Below are 24444 nucleotides of genomic sequence, written 5' to 3'. Positions count from 1 at the left end.
ATAGCGATGCGGGCGCGGCTGCTAGCACAGAGCCTTCGCTCGGCTACCTCGCACCGCATGTCGACGAATTCGCGGTGCGGGCGTCATCGCGCACCACCGACGGGGCGTATCCCGTCGGCTAGCGGTGCTATGGAAAGCTCGTTTGGTTGGCGCCGATCGCTCTTGTCCCTGCGGCTGGCCTTGCACTAACATCCCCGCCGGCTCGCAGGGATCGCGAGCGCGAGTGGCAGCGCACCCAAGTAGAATGGCAAGGATGGCAGCGATGAGCTACGCCGACGCGGCCCCGATAGGGGAACTGGCCCGTCTGGTTTCTGGCGACCTGATTGGCGATCCGACGACGCCGATTCAAGGCGCCGCGGTGCTCAGCGAAGCGGGCGCCGGTCAGATTACCTTCATCGACCACGCCGACCGCCTGCGGACGCTTTCTGGCGTAGCGGCCGTTGTGGCGCCGCGAGATGCCACCGGAGCAGATTGCCCGATGGTGCTGGTAGACGATGTCTACGCGGCTTTCGACCTGATCATCGCTCGTTTCAGCAAAGCGGCGCGCCCGAAGCCGAAGGCGTCTATCCACCGTACGGCCGTGATCGCATCGACCGCCAGTCTAGGCGCCGATGTGTGTATCGGGCCCAACGTATCGATTGGCGAGGAGGTCGTCATCGGCGCCGGCGTTACGCTGCACGCGGGGGTCGTCGTTATGGATGGCTGCCGGATCGGCGCCGGGACCACCATCTTTCCGAACGCCGTGCTCTACCACGACACCGTGCTGGGCCAGCGCTGCATCATCCACGCCTGCGCTTCGTTGGGCGCCAACGGGTTCGGCTACCGCCAACACGAAGGGCGGCACTGCCTTTCCGCCCAGCTCGGATCGGTGCAACTAGGTGACGAGGTCGAGATCGGCGCCGGCAGCACCGTCGATCGGGGCGCCTACGGGGCGACGCGCATCGGCGATGGAACGAAGATCGACAACCTGGTGCAGATCGCTCACAACTGCCAGATCGGTCGCCACAATCTTATCTGCTCGCAGGTCGGCATCGCCGGCAGCAGCAACACGGGAGACTACGTGGTGATGGGAGGGCAGGCCGGCGTACGCGACCATGTAACAGTAGGCGACAACGCCGTAATTAGTGCTATGAGCGGCGTCTCGAACGACGTCCGCGCCGGCGAAACCATGCTTGGGGCGCCGGCGACACCGGTCCGCGAGCAGCGGCTCCGCCTCGCCGCGTTCGCCAAGCTTGTTGAGATGCGGAAGGATTTCAAGACGCTCCGCAGCAAGATCGCGGAGATCGAAAAGCAACTCGCGGCGACCGCTGGGCAGCCGTCGGCTGCAACAAGGGTAGACCGGGCCGCTTAAGCAGTTCGAAATCAGCTTTGACGACTATGTCGACGACACCTCCATCGATTCCGGCGCCCGACGCCCCGATCGGATTGCTAGCCGCTTGGGGCCGATTCCCGATTACCGTAGCCGAGGCGCTGCGCGAGCAGGGCAATCCAGTGGTGTGCCTCGGGCTGCGCGGTCACGCCGACCCGGCCCTGGCAAAGATCGCCAATCGGTTTGAGTGGACCGGCGCCACCCGGCTCGGCCGCGCTATCCGCTTCTTCCGCCGCCACGGGGCCCGCCACGCCACGATGGCCGGCAAGCTGCACAAGGCTCAGTTCTACCGCCCTAACGCTTTGCTTTATCACTTGCCCGACCTCGCCTTCGTGCGGGCGTTCTGGCCCCACGTGTTCGCCCGCACCGCCGACCAACGAGACGACACGCTGCTGACGACGCTGGTGAACGCCTTTGCCAGCGGCGGCGTCGAGTTCCTTCCCCCCACCGATTTCGCCCCGGAGCTCCTCGTGAAAGCCGGATCGCTAACTGGCCGATCGCTCACACCAGCCCAACAAGCCGACGTTGAGTTCGGCTGGGAGATGGCGAAGCAGATGGGAGGCCTCGACATCGGCCAAAGCGTCTGCATCAAGGACCGGGCCGTGTTCGCTGTCGAAGCCATTGAAGGGACCGACGCCGCGATCCGCCGCGCCGGCGGGCTGTGTCGCGCCGGCGGCCTGACGGTCGTCAAAGTCAGCAAGCCGAACCAAGACATGCGTTTCGATGTCCCAACCGTGGGGGTCGGCACGCTGCACGCGATGGTGGAGGCGGGCGCCAAGGTGCTGGCTATCGAGGCGGACAAGACCATCCTGCTAGACGAAGAAGCCTTCCGCGAAACCGCCGAGAAGTTCGGTCTGAGTGTCGTTGTGCTGCCGAGCGCAGCCGCCGCGGCTCGGCTTGCGGCCTAAGAATCAATGCCACCCCGGCACTCAAGCCGGGCCGTTTCCCAAAAAGTCTGAGGAGAGCGTGATGTTGCTCGACAGCCGTACGATCATCCAGCAGGTCAGCGACCTACACGCAACCACCGTGGAGCGTTGGCATCACCAGCCGCTCAACAATCCCTACACGGGCCTGTTGGCGGTTGTGTGCCAACAGCACCAGTTCAACTTCCAGCTTTGGCACCAAGAAGACCTGGCCCGCTGCCCGGAGGCCACCGATCAGAAGATCGCTGAGGTGAAGCGGGCGATCGACGGGTTCAACCAGCAGAGGAACGACTACATCGAGCGAACGGACGAGACGCTGGTCGAGATGCTCGCCAGCGCCGGCGTGTTGCCCTCGGGCGACGCGACGCTGAACACGGAGACCCCTGGCAGCGCCATCGACCGGCTCTCGATCATGGCCCTGCGGGTGTACCACCTAGAAGAAGAGCTCGAACGCCCCGAAGTGGACGACGCCCACCGCCAGCGGGTTACCGAAAAGCTGCGCCGTTGTCGGATCCAGAGGGCCGACCTGTCGGGTTCGCTCGAAGAGCTGCTCTCCGATGTCTTCACCGGGCGGAAGCTGCTGCGGGTCTATCGCCAAATGAAGATGTACAACGATCCCACCTTGAACCCGGCGGTTTACGGGACGAAGCGGGCGGGGTAGGCAGAAAATGCCGCCAAAACATTGAGAATCGCCCGGACTTGATGGCGCCGGCGGGCGAGCTAGAATAGAGAACTCGGCGGAAACGTTCCGCCGGGATATTCCCCTGTAGCTCAGTTGGTAGAGCAGGTCCGCCGCAGGCGGATTAACCGCTAGCTGCCGGAGAAGAATAAGACATATTCCCCTGTAGCTCAGTTGGTAGAGCAGGTCCGCCGCAGGCGGATTAACCGCTAGCTGCCGGAGAAGAATAAGACATATTCCCCTGTAGCTCAGTTGGTAGAGCAGGTCCGCCGCAGGCGGATTAACCGCTAGCTGCCGGAGAAGAATAAGACATATTCCCCTGTAGCTCAGTTGGTAGAGCAGGCGGCTGTTAACCGCCTTGTCGTAGGTTCGAGTCCTACCGGGGGAGCTTTGCTTGCGGCTTTTTGGGTCTACGTTCTCATCAGTGAGACAACTGGCAAGCGTTACGTCGGCCAGACCGACGATCTAGAGCGGCGGGTCGCCGAGCACAACGATCCGGCTCACAACCCACGCAAGTTCACGACGCGGAACTCTGGCCCGTGGGTGCTAATCCACTCGGAGTCGTTTCCGACTCGAGCCCTCGCAATGCAGCGGGAGAAGTGGCTGAAGTCCGGCGTCGGCCGCGAATGGCTTGACCGCTCAGTTGGTAGAGCAGGTCCGCCGCGGGCGGATTAACCGCCTTGTCGTAGGTTCGAGTCCTACCGGGGGAGCTTTTCCAGTTCGTACGTGGCCAACACGTAATCCATGTACGCCCGGCGTCGATCCCTTCTAACGCCAGACGGTCGCGTTGCTCGGACGGCGACCTTCGTTGTCAAAGCAGATCGGTTGGGCGATGCACTCCCGAACTCAAGTCGTTGTCACTTGCGTTCGACGGACTCCATTTCTCGCGCCTTTGCGAGCGCAGACGCCACGAGCCCGGCTGGCACCGACACGACGCCCAGCCCCACGAGCAGCACAAGAAAGGTAAACGCCTTGCCTGCGACGGTTACCGGATAGATGTCTCCGTATCCAACCGTCGTGAGCGTCGCGACGGACCACCATAGGCTGTGGAATACTGAGCAAAACTTTTCGGGCTGCGCCTCATTCTCGCAGTAGTAGATCCCGACTGCTGAGAGATAGAGCAGGATCAGCGCAACCATCAAGAAAAGGACAAGCTCTTCCTTCGCGATCAGAAAGGCGCGATGAAACCGCCGAACCGCTGCGCTGTAGCGTGCGAGTTTGAAGATACGGAAGAGACGCAGCAGCCGGAACGACCGAGCCGCACGCAGGTCGAGCGAAGCTGTAAGATAGAAGGGCAGGATCGCCAGCAAGTCCATCAAGCCGAAGAAACTACAGATGAACCGAATCGGCCCCGGGGAAGCGAAGATTCTCAGTAGGTACTCCAACGAAAATACGCCGACGGTGACTACCTCAAATAGTTCGAGGTAGTCACGCGTTCGTGGAGGCAGGTCGGGTAGCGTGTCTACAGCGAAGGTCACCAATGACGCGATAATCAACAACTGTATCGTGATCGCAAACGCGAAGCCGATACGAGTCGTTGGGTCATCGACGACAGCGGCGATTCTGGCGCGAATGCGATTCACTGGTCCGCCCTTAGCCCGTCAAACGCAGTCCAGTATCGAGCGCTCACGGCCAATCAACCATCCAGCTTCACGCCCAGCTCCTTGAGCTGCTTTCCTTCGACCGCCCCCGGCGCCTCAGTCATAAGGTCGGCGGCTTTCTGGGTCTTCGGGAAGGCGATCACGTCGCGGATGTTGTCTAGGTGGGCCAGCAGCATCACCCAGCGGTCGATCCCCAGGGCGATGCCGCCGTGCGGGGGGGCGCCGTACTGCAGGGCTTCGAGCAAGAAACCGAAGCGTTCGGTGGCGGTCTCGGTGTCGATGCCTAGTAGGGAGAACACCTGGCTCTGTACCGTCGAGTCGTGGATCCGGATTGTCCCGCCGCCCGCCTCCGAGCCGTTAATCACGAGGTCGTAGGCCTTTGCACGGCACTTGCCGGGGTCGGTCTTGAGCAGCTCGACGTGGTCGTCCAGCGGCGCCGTAAAGGGGTGGTGCATGGCCACCCAGCGCTTCGCTTCTTCGTCGTAGTCGAACATCGGGAACTCGACGATCCAGCTATAGCTCATCTGGTCGGGTGCGTACAGCTTCTGTTCTGCGGCGATCTTGGTCCGCAGCGCGTGCAGCACCTTGCAGGTGCCGGCGAACTGGTCCGCCGAGAACAGGATTAGGTCCCCCGGCTCAGCGTCGAGCCGCTCGCCGAATTGCTTCAGCAGTTCGGGCGAGAAGAACTTTGCGATGTTCGAGCCGAGCGTGCCGTCCTCCTCACAGCGGAACCACGCCAGACCCTTGGCGCCAAACCCCTTCACGAACTCGGTGAGCGCGTCGATGCCGCGGCGGCTGTAGGTCTCGGTCCCCTTCTTGGCGTTGATGGCCCGCACCCGTCCGCCGGCTTCGACTACGCTCTTGAACACGCCGAAGTCGCTTTGCGGCGCCAGGTCGGTCAGGTCGACAATCTCCATCCCGAACCGCAGGTCGGGGGCGTCGTGACCGAACCGCTCCATCGCCTCGTCGTAGGTCATCCGCGGTAGCGGCGTAGGGACATCGGCTCCAAGAACCTCCTTGGCGAGTTTGGCGACCAGGCCGTCGATCTCCGCGATCACGTCGTCGGCGTCGACGAAGGCCATCTCAAGGTCGAGCTGCGTAAACTCCGGCTGGCGGTCGGCCCGCAAGTCTTCGTCGCGGAAGCAGCGGGCGACCTGCACATAGCGGTCGTACCCGGCGATCATCAAGATCTGCTTATAGAGCTGCGGGCTCTGCGGCAGCGCGTAGAAGGCGCCGTGGTGCACGCGGCTAGGGACCAGGTAGTCGCGGGCGCCCTCGGGGGTGCTGCGGCCGAGGATCGGGGTCTCGATGTCCAGGAACCCGCGGTCGGCGAAGTAGTCGCGCATCCCTTTTACTACCTTGTCGCGCAGCATCATCGTCCGCTGCATCTTTGAGCGGCGCAGGTCGAGGTAGCGGTGCTTCAGCCGCAGCTCTTCCCCCGCCAGCTCGGTGACGCTGTCCGACGGCGATACCGGGGGCGACTTACTCTTGTTCAGCAACACCAATTCGGTGGCCCGAAGCTCGATGCCGCCGCTGGCGTGGCGAGGGTTCTCCTGGCCGGCGGGGCGCGGGGCGACGTTGCCGGTGACCTGGATCACGTACTCCGACCGCAAGAGTTTGCTGCGCTCGATCAGCTCGGCGGACGAGTCGGGGGGATTGAACACCACCTGAGTGATGCCGTAGCGGTCGCGGAGGTCGACGAACAGCCCGCCGCCGTGGTCGCGGTAGCTGTCGACCCACCCGCACAGGGTGGCCTGGGAACCGGCGTCAGTCTTGCGGAGCTGGCCGCAGGTGTGGGTACGGAGCATTGTGGGGTGCGGAATAGGGAATTCGGAGTGCGGGACGGATGGACGCGGATTGTACGGGGGGCGAGGGGTTAGGGGCGAGGGGCTGCGAGTTGGCGGCTTTGGGGAGAGGTCGCTTGCTGCCGACCTAGGGTCGGCGCGTGGCGGCCCCATTCCTGCTGCGGCCCGACCGTAGGTCGGCGGCGCCCGGGGTTTGCAGCCACTTCCTCAGCTGTTGCATCCCCTCTGCTGTCGAAATCTGGGGCTCGTAGCCAAAATCTTGCTTCGCGGCCGAGATGTCGAACCAGTGGTCGGTCGCTAGCGAGCGGGCGACGAAGCGGGTCATGCGCGGTTCGTGGTTCCACCGGCGGGTCCACCAGTGGGCGTGTTCCAGCAGCCAGCCGACCCGCCAAGCAGTGGCTTCGGAGATTGAGCGTGCTACCGGCGGAAGGTCGGCAAGCCCGAGGACCTGATCGATCCAGGGCCAGCAGGCGACCGGTTCGCCCTGGCTTATAAAGTAGGCCTTACCCGCCGCGGGGGAGCCGGGCGTCGCCAAAGCGTCGGCCGCCAGCAGGTGGGCGTGGGCGGCGTTTTCGACGTAGGTGATGTCGACGCGGTTCTGACCATCGCCGACGCGGCGCAGGCGCCCCGATTCTGCCCGGTCGATCAGCCGGGCGACGAGGTGATGGTCTCGCGGACCCCAGACTAGGTGGGGACGCAGCGCGCAGGTTTGCAGCACGCCGCCTCCGGCGATCCGCTCGCCGTTCTCGGTTAGCACGAGCTGCTCGGCAAGCGCCTTGGAGTGCGGGTAGTGGGCGAGCCACGACTCGGGGTAGGGCGCCCGCTCGTCGACGCCCCGCTGATCGGCGCCCTGCCATCGGGCGGCGTCAAACGTAACGCTGGGGCTGCTGGTGAATACCAGGCGGGGCGCCCCTACCTCCTGGCAGGCGCCCAGCACGTTGAGTGTCCCCTGCACGTTCGCCTGGAAATAGTCGAACCAGTGCCCCCATACGCCCACCTTGCCGGCGACGTGAAACACGCAGTCGACGCCGTCGCAGGCCCGCACCACCGCGGCTCGATCCGCAAGGTCGCCCCGATGCATCTGGACGCCGAGCATCGCGAGCTCCGGGTAGTCTCCGCGCGCCAGCCCCCGCACCCGGTCTCCACGGGCGAGCAGCTGTTCGACGATATACCGGCCCAGGAACCCCCCAGGACCGGTGACCAAAGCAAGCATAAACCCAAACGCCGCACGATGAGTGATGAACGAAGGATGTACGAGCAGACGCTCCCGCTAATTCGCGAACAGCCGACGGGCCCCGCCCCGTCGACGCATGACGCTCTAAGCCTCCAATCGCTGCGCCGCCCAAAGCGATAGTTTCTCTCTCTGGATTTTCGAGTTGTGCCTCACATCGGTCGGGAGTTTGTGATGAAACAGGATGTTCACAATCATCCCAAGTTGTGTGTCCGAGCCGACCAGCGCCCGCAGCTCTTCACGCACCACTGCTTCGGGCGCCCCGGGCTCTAGCTCGACAATAACCACCGGCGTCTGGTTGGGACGATCGCCGACGCCGACCAGCGCCGACCGCGCCACCCCCGCGATCGCGTTGAACCTCGCCTCGACGCACTCCGTGAATAGCGTACCCGCTGTGGTGACCACCCGCTGTGATTTGCGCCCGCAGTACCAGAATCGCTGTTCGGGGTCGAAATAGCCGACGTCACCCATGCGGTGCCAGACGACCGGGCCGTCGCCAATCTTGGCGATTGCGTTGTGAATGGATCGCTCGGGCGCAACCCCGGGCTCCGACGCCTTTGGCTCGCCTAGGTAGGTGAGGCTTACCTGAGGGCCCCGGACGATCAACTCGCCGAGCTCGCCTAGCGGGAGTTCTTCTGCTTGATCGATCACCCGGATCGGGTCGTCGGTGATGCGGATGATCCGCCAGTCGATCGTGTCGAACCTGCGGCCGACGCAAACGCCAGCGCCTTCGGCGGCTTTCTCCGCGGTTTCACTGAGGATCTCTTGGGCTTCGATCGTGGCGACCGGCAGAGCCTCGGTGGCCCCGTACGGGGTGTGGAGCCTGGCTTCCGGGTGAACGCACGCCAGCGAGCGGCGGATCACGGGGGCCGGCACTGGGGCGCCGCAACTGAAGACGCTGCGGAGTGTTGGGATGGACTGGCCGGTTCGTTCGCAATGCCGACCCAGCCGGTCCCACACCGCTGGGGACGCGAACGCCTGCGTGCACTTCCAAACATTTGCAGCCGCGAGAAGCTTCCTTGGATCGCAACTCGCGGGGCGGCTGAAGTCCATCTGCGGGAATACCGTGGTCACCCCGCAGGCGACGTTGAACAGGCCGAACAGCGGAAAGCATGCGAGGTCGACCCCGCCAGCGGTCAGGCCGTATTGCCGCTCAATCTCTTCGGCCTGCGTCACGAAAGTGCGGTGCGTGTAGAGCACCCCTTTGGGGGGGCCGGTGCTGCCGGAGGTGAACACGATCGCCGCTGGTTCGTCCGCCGAAGTGGGGGGCAAGCTCCCGCTCTGGCCAGCCGTTCGCACGCCCTGGAGGGTTTCGCCCCCCCAGAACCAACGCCGTCCTACGGTCACGTTCTTTCTAGCATCCCGGAACCGACCGCGCAGTGCGACCCGCAACGCTTGGCCCTGCGGGATCGCCACAAACCCGTCGGGCCGAGCTGCTTGCAGGCAGCGGACGATGTTCTGCTTGCCCAGGCCGGCGTCGACCAGCACCATCGCGGCGCCGCTCCGCAGCAGGGCAAACACCAGCGTCACAAACTCCACCCCCGGACGCACCAGCAGGGCGATCCGGTCACCGCGGCCGACGCCCATTGCGGCCAAGCCTCGGGCGATCGCGGTCGCGTCGGCGTCGAGCTCGGCGAAGGTGATCGATCGACCTCCGCGGCGCGCGCACTGCACCACGGCGATCGCATCGCCGCGGGAACCGGCCAAAACAGCAAGGCGGTCGGCCACGTTCGTAGGTGGTTCGGCCAGGGAGGGCATGGGCGCCATTCTTGCTGGCCGAGCCGTGATCCGGAAGCCGCACCGCTAGTCGGCCAGCGCCTGTTCGATGTGCGTCCGCACTACTTGAGCGCTGGCCCGGAAAGAGTCCGCCTCGCTTGGAGTCAATTCTGGGTGCAACACGCGGTGAACCCCCCCGCGCCCCACCACGCAAGGTAGCGACAGGCAGACGCCGCTCACCCCCAGGTATCCGTTTATCAGCACCGAAACGGGCATTGTCCGGCACTCGTCCTGAGCGATGCTGCCGGCGATCATGCCGACCGCGGCCGCGATGGCGTAGTTGGTATAGCCCTTGCGCTGGAACACGTAATAGGCCGCGTCTTTGACTTCTTCGAAGATTTCGGCTGCCCGAGCCGGGTTGGCCAGCGGAACGCCGCCCGTACGGGCCAGGCTAAGGGCGGCAAACTGCGTGTCGCCGTGCTCGCCGAGCACGTACGCCCGGACGTCTTCGGGGTGGACCCCCTCTTCTTCAGAGAGTGCGGCGCGGAATCGCCCGCTGTCGATCACCGTGCCGGCGCCAAAGACCCGCTCGGGCGGAAAGCCGGTGGCCCGGAGGGCTACGTAGCTTAGTGCGTCGACCGGGTTGGAGACGACCAGAAAAATGGCATTGGGGCTCTGTTCGGCCAGCAGAGGGAGCGTATCGCGAAAGAGCCGCCCGTTCCCCTCGGCCAATAGGTAGCGACCCGCGCGCTGGGTTGGGACCGAGTGGCAAAGCACGATCAGCCCGGAACCGGCGGTGTCGGCTGCCTCTCCGGCGACGACCTCGGTGGGGGTTCCCAGCAGGGCATTCGCGTGCGTCAGGTCGGCCGCCTCACCCTCGGCGCGGCTGAGCCGGCCGCTGACCAGCATCAATTCACTGGCGACGCTACGCGAGAGCAGCGTGTAGGCAACCGCCGAACCGACGTGGCCGAGGCCGATGACCGAAACCTTCATCCATGTCCCCGTGCGTAATCCTGCGCCTGACGGATAGCGATTGTGGACGCGACACGCGGGATTTCCAATAGCCGACGGGCTCCGCCCCGTCGGGGTGCACTTGGGTCGAATTAGCTCTTGATACCCCCACGGTGCGGAGCCCGTCGGTTAGTTGGGACTACTGGGGGCTTAGATCTCTGGGGTGGGTTGCGGCGCCTTCGGCACGCCGTTCTCCCGCGTCTTCGGGGCCGAGGACTCCGAGGCGCCTTCTGTCCCTACCAACCGGGCCAGGCTCTCGGGGATGTCGACGCCGCCGATGTCCTTCATCACCTGCATCATCGGGGGGAGGGTGCCGGCCATCCCGTGCAGGAAGTCGGCGGTGCTGCTGCGGCCGTCCTTGCCGCCGCTCTCCCACACCACCACCTTGTCGAATTTGATGTTGCTGATCGCCTTGGCGCTGCTCTCGGCGAGCGTGTCGAGGTGCTCGAGCATCATCAGCTGGAACGCCTGGCTGGCGCCGCCGCAGGCCTGGACAATCTGCTTCAAGCCCTCGCCCTTCTTTGCCAGGATCTCGTACTGACCGCGGGCTTCGGCCTCAAGCTTGGCGTAGATGGCGGACGCCTCACCCATCGCCTCCAGGCGGCGCTTCTCGGCTTCTGCCTCGGCGTCGACGATGATGCGGGCCTTGGCGGCCTTGGCGGGCGCCTCGTACTTGGCCCGCTCTTCGGCCTCGATGCGCTCCGCTTCGGCCAACGCTGCCTTGGCCATCGCACGGTTCTGGATCTCGATGACCGCCGCTTCGGACTCCCGCTTGCGGGACTCGCCCTTCTCGTACGCCTCGGCCTGTTGGACCTGGAGCGTCGCCTTTGAGGCGGCGACCCTTGCTTCGGCGATGTTCTCGCCGTCGATCGCCAGCGCCTGGGCGTTTGCGACCGCGATCCGCCTCTCTTGGTCGGCCTGCTCGACTTGCACGTCGCGCTCGAACGCGGCGGTCTGCTCGCCGACGGTCTGTTCCTTCTCGAGCGTGGCGATCCGCACCGCCTGCTCACGCATCGCCTCGCGGGTGCCGATCTCACGCAGCTTGGTGGCGTTGGCGACCGAGATGTACCGCTCCTTCTCCGCGTCCGCGACGCGGATCTCGCCCGCCTTCTCTTGGTCGGCAACGTCGCCGCGGGCGGCCTGGATGGCGCGGGCGGCCGCCTTTTTGCCGATCGCGTCGATGTAGCCCGACTCGTCGGTGATGTCCGTGATATTGACGTTGATCAGCACTAAGCCGATCTTCTGCAACTCTGGTTCGACCGAGTTCTGGATGTGCTGCAGGAACGTGTCGCGGTCGCGGTTGATGTCCTCGATCCCCATCGAGGCGATCACCTGGCGGAGTTGGCCGAAGATGATCTCCTCGGCCTGCTTACGGATCTCTTCGGTAGAGAGGTTTAGCAACCGGATCGAGGCGTTGCCCATCACGTCGGGCTGGGTGCCGATGGCGACGGTGAAGACGCTTGGTACGTTGACGCGGATGTTCTCAATCGAGAGGGCGCCGCGGAGCGGGATCTCGATTTGAATTGGTTCGAGGCTCAGGTACTGGTAGTCCTGAATCACGGGCCACACGAATGCGGCGCCGCCGTGAACTGTCTTTGCCGACTTCCCCTTGCCGGTCATGCCGTAGACCACGAGCACTTGGTTGCTGCTGCAACGCTTGATGTAGCTCAGCACTGTGGCCATCACCGTCAGGCCGATCACTAGCAGGGCGCCTACGCCCATGGCGATCCACATCCAACCTTGGAGTTCAAACTCGGCGAGGGGGATGAGCGTAGTAGTCATGGCGTCGCCTGGATTGCTTGGTGGGAGTCGTGGGGAGGAATCAGTTCAGCGAATTTTGGATTGAGAGCTAGAGCTTGCGGACACATAGCGTGTCGGGCGAAACGACGCTTGTGACGGTGACTTGCTCGCCCGTCTTTAGGTCGTGCGATTCATCGGTAACGGCCTGGTACTCGACGGTGCGGTTTTGCATGGTCAGCGTCACTTTTCCCTTGCCGCGGTGTTCGCCGGGGATCGGGACGTAAACCTTGGCCGGTAGGTCGAGCGCGTTCTGGATGTCTTCGTTGCCGGCCGATTCGAGCCGGTAGATCTGCTTGAATAGCCAGTAGACGCCGTACATGGCGGCGAGACCGGCCAGGGAAGCGTAGGTTCCCGCGGCCAACGGCGACTGGCCGTACGACCTGCAGGCCATGCCAACCATGCCAAACGCAGCGCCGAATGCGCTGAGTGTGCGGATCGAAAGGACTTCCCAGAACCACACTCCGGAGTGCCCTGAGTCGCCGTCGGGGAGGTCGGCGTCGACATCCACGTCAAAATCAAACCCGTCGCCCCCAAGGCCGAGCAGCATCATGGCGAGTTGCACCACCAGCACGCCCCCTCCAAGAAGGGCGGCGAACAGGAACAATTGGTCGAGCATTGCCGGGTTCTCGCACAGGGTCTGGACAGCGATTCAGCAGCAATTCGCCGCCGATGCGACAATCTTGCTAGTTGCAGTGTTCCGCAACTATCGCTTTTCCTAGGTCCGGCGTCAAAAACGCAGAAAGATTTGCGCAGTCAGCGTGCGCAATCAACCGCTGCCGCTATCAGAAATGCCGGCAGATTCTGTCATTCTGAGCGGCCGAGCCTCCGGCGGCCGCCGCCTCGTCCGGGGCTGGGCGGCACGTTGACCGTGCGGGCGGGACAGCCAACAATGACCGCCCAGCACCCCTGCCGCGACCGCGATGACCGCTAAAACCTTGCTCTTTTTCGTAGTCCTAACGGCGGCCGGTGCGTCAGCCGTAGCGCCGACCGGCATGCCCCCCGTGCTGCTGTCGGGTCAACACAGCGCTATGTGCAACGTCGCGGTTGGCGACGTTTTCCCCGCCGTGAGCGGCGCTCCGATGAAGCCCGGTGATGTCGCGACCGTAGTGGCGGTGGTTAACGGCGCGGGCTGGATGTCGCGGCAGCTTGTGGTGGACCTGACGAACGACGTCGCCCAGCCGCTCGGCGGAAAGGGAGTCGCGGCCGTGCTTTTGGATGCCAGGCCCGGCGGCAAACCGGCAGACCCAGGCGTTCAAAGGTTTACGCTCACTGCAGAAGCGCAGTCGCAGCTTGGCACGGGCCGCTGGCCGCGGGTCTACCTGTTGGACTCGAATGGCCGGATCTTGTGGTTCGACATCGAATGGGGGATCTCTAGCCGTCGGGACCTCCACTCCGCGCTAGGAGCCGTATTGGCAGACCCGCAGCCGTAGAGCGTACGGTTTGGATCGGTCGGCGCCATCGTTATATCCGGACCCCTAGCAGCGCCCGTTTTGGGACCGGCTGCCTCGACGGCCCCGAAGCCCCTACTATTATGGAGCTTCGCTCCGCCAGCCGCCTTATTTAGAGAAGTTTGAGCATGAAGATAGCTGTAATTGGGTCGGGATACGTTGGCCTTGTGACCGGCGCTTGCTTCGCCGATTCCGGCAACGACGTGACCTGCATCGACATCGACGCGAAGAAGATCGAGGCCCTGAAGAAGGGAGAGGTCCCCATCTTCGAGCCCGGCCTTGCCGAGTTGGTTGAGCACAACGCCGAGGCGGGGCGGCTGACCTTCACCACCGACACCGCCGCGGGCGTGGCGCCTGCCGACGTCATCTATTTGGCCGTTGGCACGCCCCAGGGAGACGACGGCTCGGCGAACCTATCGGCGATGTGGTCCGTGGTGAAAGCCATCGCCCCCCACCTGCGTGAAGACGCCGTCGTGGTGACCAAGAGCACCGTGCCGGTCGGCACGAACGCGCGCATCTTTGCGATGCTCAAGGAGTTCACGGGGCGCGAGTGCGATGTGGCGAGCAACCCTGAGTTCCTAAAGGAAGGCGCCGCGATCGAGGACTTCATGAAGCCCGACCGCGTCGTGGTGGGCGTCCGGCGCCCGGAAGTGGCCGAAATCCTTCAGCAGCTCTACTCGCCGTTCTTGCGGACCGAGAAGCCGTTTATCGTGATGAGCCCGCAGAGCGCGGAGATGACCAAGTACGTCGCCAACGCGCTGCTGGCCACCAAGATCAGCTTCATCAACGAGATGGCGAACCTGTGTGAGCGCATGGGGGGCGACATCAACGACGTCCGCCGCGGCATCGGCCACGACAGCCGGATCGGGTTCTCGTTCTTGTTCCCGGGCGTGGGGTACGGCGGCAGTTGCTTCCCGAAAGACGTGCGGGCCCTCACCGCCATGAGCGGTGAGCACGGCTGCACGCCTGCGATGTTGCTGGCGGTCGACGAGGTGAACGAGCGTCAGAAGAGCGTGCTGTCCGAGAAACTCGCCGCTCATTTCGGCGACGACCTCGCCGGAAAGACGATCGCGGTCTGGGGTCTGGCGTTCAAGCCTCGCACGGACGACATCCGCGAGGCGCCGGCGCTGGTGCTGATCCGCTGGCTGCTGGAGCGGGGCGCCAAGGTCCGCGCCCACGACCCCGAGGCGATCGACAACGTCCGCGCAGAACTCGGCGACGCAATCGCATACTGCCGGCGGATGGAGGCCCTCGAAGGCGCTGACGCGCTCTGCATCCTCACCGAGTGGAAGGACTACCACTCCCCCGATTTTGCCGAGATGCTGCACGTAATGAACCAGCCGGTAGTGTTCGACGGACGCAATCTCTATGAGAGCGAGCGGATGCGACGCCGAGGGTTCTGCTACCACAGCATTGGTAGGCCGCCGGTCGACGGGCGGAAGGCGAAGCAGGGCGGGCGGGAATAGCGAGGAGCAACAACGACGATAGAGCGTCGGTATCCCCGCCGGTCGGAGGGTGAAATCAACTGAGAAACCAGTGATACGCCCCCCTCGCCCGAATTCTTGACACCCTCGCAGCTACTGCCTAGCGTAGAGGTTGGGCAGGAGCGTTTACGCGCCCGCGGCGATCGGGCACTGGGCACATAGGCCTGGACGCCGCGCGGCAGTTACCAATGGGGCGATCGGTTGAAGGGGATTTACGCTTTGTGGGCCGCGCTGTGCGCGGCGATCACGCTTTCATTCTTGGCCCCGCGGGCAGCGGCCACCGGAGTACCTATCGACGGCTTCTTGCCGATGGTTGGGATCGGGTTGACGGACCAGTTCGACGACGACCTCAACTTCTTCCCGGTTCCCAGCACGAACATTGGCGGCGGTTCGCGCCTAGGCGGCGGTCACACCGATATCGCGCTGCTGGACACCGGCGCCGCGGTTTCGCTGATTACGACCGCGTCCGATGCCGCCTTCAACATCCGCGGTCCCTACCCCGGCGAATCGGACGGCTACCGCGGCACCGAGCCGATCACCATCGGCGGGGCCACTGGGTTTCTGGAAGCCCGCATCGGCGACCCGTTGGGGCTCTTTGCTGCTGGGCTGCAGAATCGCACAGGAGCCGGTGCTTCACTGAGCATCCCGAATTCGGCGTACTTGGGACAAACCAACTCGTCGATTATTACCGTCCCGCCGGAGTCGGACCTTCCGAACGTGCTCGGCCTATCGTTCGCGAGCCAGTACGCCACCCGCATCCGCAACAGCCAGCCGCAGGTGTTCGAGCTGAACGGCAAGACCGTCCGCACACCCGCGATCGACTTCTTGCCGCTGGGCACCGGAAACGCCCAGGGCATTGCCCGCAAGGCGCCGATGAGCCTGCTTGGCGACTCGCCTTCGACCCCGTTGTCGTTCCCGAACCTTGGTGACTTCAACCTAGACAAACCGTACGAAGACCCCTCGCAGCCAACGTTTGTGCAGGGAGGGCACTTCCTCAACGTCAACCTCGCCAACAACGGCGCGCAGCTCACCAACTCGCAGTTCTTCTTCGACACCGGCGCCAGCGTTACGGTGGTTTCTGAGCTCACCGCCCTGCAGTTGGGCTTTGACGTTGTGCTCGACGAGCCCGACTTCACCATCGCGATCGTCGGCTCCGGGGGCGTGAGCGAAGGGGTTCCTGGTTTCTACCTCGATCAGTTCACGGTGCAGGCGCTCGGCGGAAGCATCGTGCTAAACAACGTGCCGGTCTTGGTTCTGGACGTGACCAATCCCGCCAACCCGGGGAACATCGTTCCAGGAATTGTTGGCACCAACGTGTTTGCCGGGCGTGACATCGTGATCGATCCGAACCCCTCGCTGGGGGGCGGCGGCGCAAGCGCCGGCGTCTATATCAGCGATCCTGTCACCACCACGCACAACTGGGTGAGTCCGGCCGCCACAGGCGCATGGTCCACCGGCGGGAACTGGTCCGGTTCCACGTCTCCTACCATTCTAGGAGTTGCAAACCTGCGTCATGTTGCGGGTAGCGATCAGGTCGCCACGCTTGCGGGCGACCGTGACGCCTGGGAAGTGAATATCTCGGGGGGCGCTGGCGGCCAGACTATGACGCTCCGGCTCGACGCCGGCGCCGAGCTCACGACTTTCACGGGCGTCAATGTGGAAGCCGGCGGAGTGCTATCCCTTGCAGACGCCGTGGTCGACGCACAGTACGTGCAGATCTACGCCGGCGGCCGGCTCACCGGCGAAGGCGCCATCCGCACCGGCAGCGGGCCGATCCCCGGCCAGGTGGAGAACGCAGGCGGCCTCGTAGCCCCGGGCGACGCCGCCAGCGGCGGGATTGGATCGCTGGCCATCGCGGGCCGATTCTCAAACACCGCAACCGGCAAGATTCAGTTTGAGCTCGCGGGCCTCACGGCGGGCACGCAGCATGACGAGCTGTTGATCGATGGTCCGGCGGCCTTTGGCGGCGCCCTTGAGGTGCTGCTCTCGGCCGGCTTCACACCCAGCGTGGGCGACACCTTCACGATTGCGACCTACGACGAGGAAGGCGGGAGGTTCGACTCGGCGACGCTCCCCGCAGGCATCACCTGGGGGATCGGCTACGGCGAGACCTCGCTGACGCTCTCCGTCTTCGCCCCCGGCGACTTCAACGGCAGTGGATTCGTCGACGCCGCGGACTACACGGTCTGGCGTGATGGGCTTGGCACGTTCTACACGCAGGCCGACTACACCCTATGGAAGGCCAACTTCGGCAATGCGGCCGTCGCCGGGCTGGCGTCGGCGGGCGTGCCGGAGCCGTCTAGCCTCGTGCTCATTGGCGTGCTGCTTCTCGCAGGCACGCGCGTCTACCAACGCTCTTGACCGGTGATCGCCAGCACCGCGTTCCACATATCGCGGCTGGTGTCGAGGCGTTTGACCTCCCCGGTTGAGATCGCCAGCGGGACGTGGACCGTGTGCTCGTGCCACAGGCTGACGAGCAGATCGGTCTTGCCCGCCAACGCCGCGTGCGCCGCGTAGCGGGCGAGCTGCTCGCACAGCAGGCTGTCCGCGGCGCCCGCGTGGACGCTGCGGATGTAGTAGCTGGGATCAAAGTACTTGACCGAGACGGGGATCTCGCGGCCGCGGAAGTGGTCGGTGACCTGTTCTTTCAGGAACACGCCGATGTCGCCTAGCTTCGGGTTCCCCGAAGCGTCGGTGCGTATCGAGTGCTGGGTAAGCAGGTGCTGGCCCGCCCCCTCGGCAACCACGATTACGGCGTGCTGCCGCGCGCGAAGACGGGCCTCAAGCTTCGCGAGCAATCCCCCAGGCCCCTGGAGCTCAAACGGCACTTCCGGGATTAGCGTGAAGTTTACCTCGCCGCTAGCGATGGTCGACGCCGCGGCGATAAAACCGGCTTCGCGCCCCATCAACTTCACCAGCCCGACGCCGTTCACCACGCTCTTTGCCTCGACGTGGGCGCGGTCGATGACCCGCTCTGCCTCGGAGATGGCCGACAGGAACCCAAACGTGCGGTAGCAGTACTTGATGTCGTTGTCGATCGTCTTGGGGATACCCACCACCGCGATCTTGGCGCCGCGCCGCTGCGCCTCTTGTGCGATCTTGTGGGCGCCGCTCTGGGTGCCGTCGCCGCCGATGGTGAACAGCAGGTTCACCCCATGCGAACGCAAGAAGTCCACCATGACGGACGGGTCCTGCGGCCCCCGCGACGTTCCAAGGATGGTGCCGCCCATGTGGTGGATGTGCTCAACCATGTCGCTCGTGAGCCACACCGGCGAGGGGCCTGTAGCGGGGTTGAGGCCCGCGAAGCCGTTGCGGATGCCGAGCACTTGAGGCACGCCGTAGGTGCTGTGCAGCGTGTAGAAGAGGTTCCTGATAATGTTGTTGAGCCCGGGGCAAAGGCCGCCGCAGGTGACGATCGCCGCACGGCAACGCGCCGGATCGAAGAACAGCTTCTCGCGTGGGCCCGCCTTCTCGAATCCCAGCGTGGGGGGCGCCGAGCCCTCGTGGCATTCGATGTCGTACAGCACCCGCATTGTGTCTGGCACGTACTTGCCCGAGGCGCCGCGGTGAATCGGCGACGGGATGGTCGGCTCGCCCAGCGTGGCGATGCGGAGGTCTTCTTGAGTGAGCATGGGGGCAGGATATCAATGAGTGGACGCTACAACAACGTTCTCGCAGATGATCGACTGCGGCCGCGGCGGGGTCTTCGATGCTCTTCGGTGGTTGCTGAGGCTCTTCGAGGGCGTTGTCCGGCGCTCAAGCCGGTCGAGGCTGAAACTTAGCATCGATGCCGCGGGCATTGGTTATGCTGATCCTGTGAACTACCTCGCCCACGCAGCCCCACTGCTCACGACGGACCCCGACCCCTACTTGGTGGCAGGCGTCGCGGTCCCCGACTGGCTGGGTGTCGCGGCGCGGCGCACCAAATGCCGCTCAAAGCACGCGGCCCCGTTCCTGGGCGACATGGATCCTCGCGTCGCCTCGCTCGCTCGCGGCATCATGCAGCACCACTGGGACGACGCCTGGTTCCATGAGTGTCCGGCGTTCGCGGTGTTATCCCTCGAATTCGCCCGGCGCATCCGCGAGGCGTTCGCGGACAGCTCCGGGGTGCGGCCTTGGTTTCTTGGGCATGTGCTGGTGGAGCTGCTGCTCGACGCGGAGCTTGACCGCCGCACGCCGGGATTGCTCGATGGGTACTACCGAGTCGTGGAGCGCGTCGACCCCGAGCTGGTCGCTGCGTCGGTCGCCTCGATGGCCGGCAGGCCTGTAGGTCGGCTGGCCGAGTTCATTCCTCGCTTTGTGGAGGTCCGTTTTTTAGCGGACTACGCAGACGACGACCGGCTCGCGTTCCGCCTGGGGCAGGTGTGCGAGCGCGTTGGCCTGCCGCCGCTCCCGCCGCAGCTAGCAACGCTGCTGCCGGCAATGCGGAACGACGTCGCCCAGCGGACGGATGAACTTGTCACGGCGCCCGGCGCAAACCTTTAGCCAACTCGCCGCGTATCAACACGGGAACCAGAAGCCACGCAGAACGGTCCGTAGTTTGCGGCCGCTGGCTTCGGCAAGGAGCCCGATGAAACTACCGCAGTCACTTGCTGGGAGGAAACCATGCACGCTGCAAAAACCCTACTGCTTCCGCTGTTGCTGCTCACGCTGGCGCCGGCGGCGCCAGCGAGCGACCTGCTCGACCTGAATAGTCGGTCGCCGGACGTCGAGTTCGACTTCCCGCCCAAGGTCTTCTGCCGCGACGTCACCACCGATAGCTTCACCGCGGCCCGTCCGGGGCGTCGGCTGATCGAGGTCGAGCTGCCCATCTCCGTGGTTGTTTTCCGTGGCGATGCCGACCGGGTCCGCAACGTGGTGATCGAGATCAGCGGGGCGGGCTCGGGTCTCTCGGTCTACGACTACGCCCCCGCTACCCAGCTATCGACCGACTTTGTCGAGCCGATCGAAACCACGTCGACCGACGACAAGTCGAAGCACCTCGACGCCTCGTTGGGCGCCAACCTGCCGCTGGCGGGCGCCATCGCACACATCACGCCCGGCGTCTCCACCGGCGTTACCTCGCGGGAAGCGACCACCGAGACGAGGAAGCGACTGGCGCCCAAGGAGGCCGTTGTTGTCAGCGGCACCACCGGCGGTCGGAAGGGGGTGTTCTTTAAGCTGCAGCAATCGTCGCAGACCACGCTTGAAGGAGAGCACCTGCTCAAGATCACCTTCGACGCTCCCGCCGACTGGCAAGCGGGCGAGCTCTCCGTAACGGGCGTCGCCCGCGGCGTCAGGCGCATGTTGTTTGTCGAGAAGGCCGCCGTCTGGCACACCAGCGAGAGCCCCCTCAACATCGAGCTAGCAGCACACGTGGTCGCCAAGCCGGTCGTCCAAGAGTGACGGCGACGGGTTCCCCGTGCTAGGTCAGCACGTCCGAGAACGCACTCTTGAGCGCTTCGATGCCGGCGTCGCCGTGTTCTGGCGCCACCACGACGTTCACCTTCACCTCGCTTGTGCTGATCATCTCTACGTTGATCGCCGCCCCGCTGAGCGCCCTGAACATCCGCAGGCCGACCCCGGTGTGGCTGCGGACGCCGATGCCGGTGACGGTAAGGATCGCGATCCGCGGCTTCGTGGCCACCTCGCCCCCGAGCCGCCCGGCGAGCCCTTCGGCGACCTCTTTTGCTGCGTCGTGGCTGGCGGCCGGCACAGTGAACGACACGCTGGTCAGCCCGTCGGCGCCGAAGCCCTGCACGATCATGTCGACGACAATCCCCTCCGCGGCCACCGCCTCGAACACGTCCGCGCAGATGCCCGGGTGGTCCGGCACGTCGAACAGGGTGATCCGCGCCTGAGTAGCGTCGAGCGCTACGCCGTGGATCGTGAGGTCTTCCATCGCCTTGAGCTCGCTGACCACGGCGCTCGCGTCCACTTTCTTGCTGGCGGCGATCGTCTCATCGTAAGTCGCCCGGTCCGCGGGGGGCTTCTCCAGCTCGAACTCGGAGTGGACCGCACGCAGCGCCTCGATCCCCTTCTCGCGTCGCACCAGGCAAGAGACCTTGATGTCGCTGGTGGTAATCGCCTCGATGTTGATGTCGTGCTCTGCCAGGGCGCGGAACATGCGGTCGGCCACGCCCGGCTGGGTCGCCATCCCCAGGCCCACCACGGACACCTTGGAGAGGCCCTCTTCGCAGGTCACCCCCTCGGCGCCCATCGCGTCGGCCGCTTCGCGCACCGCCTTGAGGGCCTTGTTGAGGTCGGCCTCCAGCACCGTGAAAGACATGTCCGCACGCCCCTCGTAGCCGACGTCCTGCACGATCATGTCGACCGCGACGTTCAGCGCCGCCAACTGGGCGAAGATCGTCAGGCTGGTGCCGGGTTTGTCGGGGACGCCGGCCACCGCGATCCGGGCCTCGTTCTTGGTCAGCGCGCACCCGCTCACCGGGCGGTCGAGCGACTCCGGCAGCGCCCCGATGATCGAACCCGGCGTGTCGGTGAACACCGCGCTATTGCGGACGTGGATCGGCACGCGGAACTTCTTGCCGAACTCGATGCTCCGGCTGTGCATCACGCCGGCGCCCAGGCTCGCCAGCTCCAACATCTCCTCGTAGCTGACGTGGGTCATCTTGCGGGCCTCGGCCACCAGCCGCGGGTCGGTGGTGAAAACGCCGTCGACGTCGGTGTAGATCTCGCAGATGTCCGCCCCCAGCACCGCGGCGAGCGCCACCGCGGTGGTGTCGCTCCCGCCGCGTCCCAGCGTGGTGATATTGAGCTGGTCGTCGGCGCCCTGGAAGCCGGCGGCGATCACGATGGCGCCCTCGTCCAGGTGCTTCTGCATGCGGTCGGAAGAGATCGACTGGATCCGCGCCTTGGTGTGCGAGCTGTCGGTGCGGATGCCGATCTGACCGCCGGTGAGCGAGACCGCCTTGCCGCCCAGGTCGTGCACGGCCATCGCCACCAGGGCGACCGACACCTGCTCGCCGGTCGAGAGCAGCATGTCCATCTCGCGTGCCGGGGGGTCGTCGCACACCTGCTGGGCCAGGTCGACCAGCATGTCGGTGTTCTTGCCCATCGCGGAGACCACCATCACCACTTGGTTGCCCTGGTGCTGCACCCGCAGAGCCCGCCCCGCCGCGGCCCGAATCTTCTCGGCATCCGCCACACTAGTGCCGCCAAACTTCTGAACGATGAGTGCCATAGCTCGCTGGGGGAGGGACGCCTAAGAAGGGAACCGCCAAGGACGCCAAGAGCGCCAAGGACGTGTAGAAGTCGGGTCAGTGTGAGGTGAGAACAACGCGTTCGATGCCGTCGGTCAACTTGGATACGTTGAAATTGATGAGCAGACCAAGCTGAAGTTCGGTCGCCCTAAGATAATTGATCACTTGGGCGTGATGGATCGGGATGATGCGCTCAACTGCTTTGAGCTCAACGATGCGCAATCCGCCCACTAGCAAATCGAGCCTTGCGTCGCCAACTGGCTGCCCCTTGTACCGTAGCGAGATCGGGTGCTCGATCTCGAAAGCGACGCCTCGCAGCAACAATTCAACCGCTATCGCTTTGGCGTAGACCGACTCAAGGAAGCCCGCGCCAAGCACGCGGTGCACTTCAATCGCAGCGCCAACCACTTGATACGCCAGTTGGTCTACCTGCTCGCTGGGCTCATTCATCGCTAGTGATTTCTTCGTCGTCTTTTCTTCGTCTTCTTGGCGCTCTTGGCGTCCTTGGCGGTTCACCCTTTCGTCGCGTCTTGGCGGTTACCATGCGCTAGCCGATGAACCACCGCATCGCTTCCCAGCCCTTCTCGAACGCCAGGTCCGACGCCGCCGCGTTGGAGTCGCCGTACTGCTGGAAGCGGTCCGGTGTGATGCCGGCGCCCGCCATCGCTACGGGCACGTCGCCGTGGGTGTGCTTCTTGGTGCTGAGGTAGGTCGGGTGGTCGGGGCTGATCATCATCCGCCAGTCGCCGTGGCGGCCGAGCGCCTCGACCAGCGGGCCGACCACGTGCCGGTCGATCTGTTCGATCGCCTTGACCTTCTCCTCGACGCGGCCCTCGTGGCTCGCCTCGTCGGGCGCCTCGACGTGCACGCAAACAATGTCGTAGCGATCGAGCGCCGCGATCGCTTCCCGCCCCTTCGACGCGTAGTCGGTGTCGAGGTAGCCCGTGGCGCCCGGCGCCTCGATGCGGTCCCAGCCCACCAGCGCGGCGATGCCACGCAGCAGATCGACCGCCGTGATCATCGCACCGCGGGGGCCGTACTTCTGGGCGAACGGCTGCAGCGTCGGCGCCCCCCCCTGGCCCCACAGCCAGACGTTGGTCGCGGCCCGATGCCCCTCGGCGAGCCGCCGCTGATTGACCGGGTGGTTGCGGAACAGCTCGACCGTGGCGTCCATCAGCTCGACCAGAGTGTCGCCCCCGGGCCCTCGCGGGTGGGCGTCCGCGATCGACAGGTCGGTCCAGTCGTGCGGCGCCTGGGTGCGGGTCTCTGCCGAAAAGGGCGCCGCCAGCTTTTGGCCACGCCAGATCAGCAGGTTGCGGTAGCTTACGCCGGGCACGAACTCCAAGGCGCCGCGCCACTTGGGGTCGCTGGCGATCGCACGCTGCACGTCCGCTAGCAGCTCGGCGCCCTCGGCGTTTGCGATGTGGTCGGCCGTGAAGTCGACCATCACCTGGTCTTCGATCGTCACCAGGTTGCAGCGCACCGCCCAGTCGTCGGGGCCGAGCTCGATCCCCTGGGCAGCGGCCTCCATCGGCGCCCGGCCGGTGAAGTGCTCGAACGGGTCGTACCCCAGCAGGCAGAGGTTGCCGATCTCCGAACCCGCCGGCAGCTCGCGGGGGGTGTGGCACGCCCGCGCCACCACGCCGGCAGCGGCCAGGGCGTCCATATGGGGCGTCCGGGCCGCTTCCAGCGGGGTCTGGCCCCCGAGGGACTGCTGCGGCTCGTCCGCGGCGCCGTCGGGGATCACAATCACGTACTTCATAATGGCTGCCGGGGCAAAATAGGCAGCGGAGCGCGAACTCACCCTCCGCCGTGGGCGTCCGAATATACGAGAGCCGCAAACCCGCAACCAGCGGCCCAGCCCGCCGCGCTGTGGCCGGTCCAACGCCGCCCTTTCGGCCAAGCCGCCCCCTCGCTATCCTAGTAGACCCACGCACCCCTAGCTCAATTGGATAGAGCATCGGACTACGAATCCGAAGGTTAGAGGTTCGACTCCTCTGGGGTGTACTCACGAGAGCCCCGCGGAAACGCTTGTTTCTGTGGGGTTCTTTGCTGCGCGGGTGGGTCAGGGGGTTTTGTCCTTTTGTCCACCCCTCTGGGGCGCCGAAAATCGGACAAAACCCTGCCTGGGCCTGCGAGGGGCTTTGATTTTGGCGTGCTTCCCTTAGCGTGCCG

At 65.0% G+C, this 24444-nt stretch carries 20 protein-coding genes and 3 tRNA genes; 12 read left to right on the top strand and 11 right to left on the bottom strand.

The genetic code is table 11. The annotated features are described in order from the left end of the window. Window positions 1-262: 262 nt before the first annotated feature. The 6 genes from lpxD to Pla175_RS26215 all read left to right on the top strand — a co-directional run bounded on the left by lpxD (window position 263) and on the right by Pla175_RS26215 (window position 3678). Window positions 263-1351: a UDP-3-O-(3-hydroxymyristoyl)glucosamine N-acyltransferase gene (gene lpxD, locus Pla175_RS20350; protein WP_145289763.1), complete on the top strand. Its 1089-nt coding sequence runs from the start codon at window positions 263-265 to the stop codon at window positions 1349-1351. A gap of 26 nt (window positions 1352-1377) precedes the next feature. Continuing rightward, window positions 1378-2277 carry an LpxI family protein gene (locus tag Pla175_RS20345; RefSeq protein ID WP_145289759.1) on the top strand — a complete coding sequence of 300 codons (900 nt, stop codon included), beginning with the start codon at window positions 1378-1380 and terminating at the stop codon, window positions 2275-2277. A gap of 61 nt (window positions 2278-2338) precedes the next feature. After that, window positions 2339-2953 carry a DUF4254 domain-containing protein gene (locus tag Pla175_RS20340; RefSeq protein ID WP_145289756.1) on the top strand — a complete coding sequence of 205 codons (615 nt, stop codon included), beginning with the start codon at window positions 2339-2341 and terminating at the stop codon, window positions 2951-2953. A gap of 333 nt (window positions 2954-3286) precedes the next feature. Next, window positions 3287-3359: transfer RNA gene (locus Pla175_RS20335), tRNA-Asn, on the top strand. Between the two features lie 2 nt (window positions 3360-3361). Beyond that, window positions 3362-3646 (top strand): GIY-YIG nuclease family protein, encoded by a 285-nt coding sequence (locus Pla175_RS27195; protein WP_145289753.1) that lies wholly within the window; start codon window positions 3362-3364, stop codon window positions 3644-3646. Beyond that, a tRNA-OTHER gene (locus Pla175_RS26215) sits at window positions 3608-3678 on the top strand. The genes Pla175_RS27195 and Pla175_RS26215 overlap by 39 nt, the downstream gene beginning before the upstream one ends. Window positions 3679-3828: 150 nt before the next feature. Here the strand turns inward: Pla175_RS26215 and Pla175_RS20325 are convergent. The 7 genes from Pla175_RS20325 to Pla175_RS20295 all read right to left on the bottom strand — a co-directional run bounded on the left by Pla175_RS20325 (window position 3829) and on the right by Pla175_RS20295 (window position 12751). Then, window positions 3829-4554, bottom strand: coding sequence for an ion transporter (locus tag Pla175_RS20325; RefSeq protein WP_231953988.1), 726 nt, complete (start codon window positions 4552-4554; stop codon window positions 3829-3831). Between the two features lie 53 nt (window positions 4555-4607). Continuing rightward, complete coding sequence (gene aspS, locus Pla175_RS20320) at window positions 4608-6380, bottom strand: aspartate--tRNA ligase (protein WP_145289749.1); 1773 nt, start codon at window positions 6378-6380, stop codon at window positions 4608-4610. Window positions 6381-6504: 124 nt separating this feature from the next. Further along, window positions 6505-7590 (bottom strand): NAD-dependent epimerase/dehydratase family protein, encoded by a 1086-nt coding sequence (locus Pla175_RS20315; protein WP_145289746.1) that lies wholly within the window; start codon window positions 7588-7590, stop codon window positions 6505-6507. A gap of 105 nt (window positions 7591-7695) precedes the next feature. After that, complete coding sequence (locus tag Pla175_RS20310) at window positions 7696-9366, bottom strand: fatty acid CoA ligase family protein (protein WP_145289742.1); 1671 nt, start codon at window positions 9364-9366, stop codon at window positions 7696-7698. 45 nt (window positions 9367-9411) lie between these two features. Continuing rightward, window positions 9412-10317, bottom strand: coding sequence for a malate dehydrogenase (locus Pla175_RS20305; RefSeq protein ID WP_145289739.1), 906 nt, complete (start codon window positions 10315-10317; stop codon window positions 9412-9414). A 168-nt stretch (window positions 10318-10485) separates the two neighbouring features. Next, window positions 10486-12117: a flotillin family protein gene (locus Pla175_RS20300; RefSeq protein ID WP_145289736.1), complete on the bottom strand. Its 1632-nt coding sequence runs from the start codon at window positions 12115-12117 to the stop codon at window positions 10486-10488. Between the two features lie 67 nt (window positions 12118-12184). Beyond that, window positions 12185-12751: a hypothetical protein gene (locus tag Pla175_RS20295; RefSeq protein WP_145289733.1), complete on the bottom strand. Its 567-nt coding sequence runs from the start codon at window positions 12749-12751 to the stop codon at window positions 12185-12187. 304 nt (window positions 12752-13055) lie between these two features. Between Pla175_RS20295 and Pla175_RS20290 the strand changes: the two genes are divergently transcribed. The 3 genes from Pla175_RS20290 to Pla175_RS20280 all read left to right on the top strand — a co-directional run bounded on the left by Pla175_RS20290 (window position 13056) and on the right by Pla175_RS20280 (window position 17428). Further along, window positions 13056-13565, top strand: a complete 510-nt coding sequence (locus tag Pla175_RS20290; RefSeq protein WP_145289730.1) for a hypothetical protein — start codon at window positions 13056-13058, stop codon at window positions 13563-13565. Between the two features lie 146 nt (window positions 13566-13711). Continuing rightward, the gene (locus tag Pla175_RS20285) at window positions 13712-15049 is read left to right on the top strand and encodes a UDP-glucose dehydrogenase family protein (RefSeq protein ID WP_145289727.1); all 1338 of its coding nucleotides are present in this window, start codon (window positions 13712-13714) and stop codon (window positions 15047-15049) included. A gap of 237 nt (window positions 15050-15286) precedes the next feature. Then, a complete protein-coding gene (locus tag Pla175_RS20280; protein WP_145289723.1) occupies window positions 15287-17428 on the top strand; it encodes a retropepsin-like aspartic protease in 2142 nt (713 codons plus the stop codon). Here Pla175_RS20280 and Pla175_RS20275 read toward each other — a convergent pair. Next, entirely contained in the window at window positions 17413-18699 is a 1287-nt protein-coding gene (locus Pla175_RS20275; RefSeq protein WP_145289720.1) for an ATP-dependent 6-phosphofructokinase, read from the bottom strand. The genes Pla175_RS20280 and Pla175_RS20275 overlap by 16 nt on opposite strands. 19 nt (window positions 18700-18718) lie before the next feature. On the opposite strand from Pla175_RS20275, the gene Pla175_RS20270 reads away from it, so the two are divergent. Together Pla175_RS20270 and Pla175_RS20265 are read left to right on the top strand one after the other, a co-directional pair. Next, window positions 18719-19552 carry a hypothetical protein gene (locus tag Pla175_RS20270; protein WP_231953987.1) on the top strand — a complete coding sequence of 278 codons (834 nt, stop codon included), beginning with the start codon at window positions 18719-18721 and terminating at the stop codon, window positions 19550-19552. 120 nt (window positions 19553-19672) lie between these two features. Then, the gene (locus Pla175_RS20265; RefSeq protein WP_145289716.1) at window positions 19673-20452 is read left to right on the top strand and encodes a hypothetical protein; all 780 of its coding nucleotides are present in this window, start codon (window positions 19673-19675) and stop codon (window positions 20450-20452) included. Window positions 20453-20471: 19 nt separating this feature from the next. On the opposite strand, the gene Pla175_RS20260 is transcribed toward Pla175_RS20265, so the two are convergent. The 3 genes from Pla175_RS20260 to Pla175_RS20250 all read right to left on the bottom strand — a co-directional run bounded on the left by Pla175_RS20260 (window position 20472) and on the right by Pla175_RS20250 (window position 24031). Continuing rightward, window positions 20472-22250 (bottom strand): aspartate kinase, encoded by a 1779-nt coding sequence (locus Pla175_RS20260; RefSeq protein WP_145289713.1) that lies wholly within the window; start codon window positions 22248-22250, stop codon window positions 20472-20474. A 76-nt stretch (window positions 22251-22326) separates the two neighbouring features. Further along, the gene (locus Pla175_RS20255; protein ID WP_231953986.1) at window positions 22327-22785 is read right to left on the bottom strand and encodes a GxxExxY protein; all 459 of its coding nucleotides are present in this window, start codon (window positions 22783-22785) and stop codon (window positions 22327-22329) included. Window positions 22786-22816: 31 nt separating this feature from the next. Continuing rightward, window positions 22817-24031: a cofactor-independent phosphoglycerate mutase gene (locus tag Pla175_RS20250; protein ID WP_145289710.1), complete on the bottom strand. Its 1215-nt coding sequence runs from the start codon at window positions 24029-24031 to the stop codon at window positions 22817-22819. A 171-nt stretch (window positions 24032-24202) separates the two neighbouring features. On the opposite strand from Pla175_RS20250, the gene Pla175_RS20245 reads away from it, so the two are divergent. Then, window positions 24203-24276: transfer RNA gene (locus Pla175_RS20245), tRNA-Arg, on the top strand. Window positions 24277-24444: the final 168 nt, after the last annotated feature.

Origin of the sequence: Pirellulimonas nuda (assembly GCF_007750855.1) — a bacterium.
Lineage (GTDB): Bacteria > Planctomycetota > Planctomycetia > Pirellulales > Lacipirellulaceae > Pirellulimonas > Pirellulimonas nuda.
The sequence above is the reverse complement of the archived record's forward strand: the minus strand, read 5'-3'. Positions and strand labels throughout refer to the sequence as shown.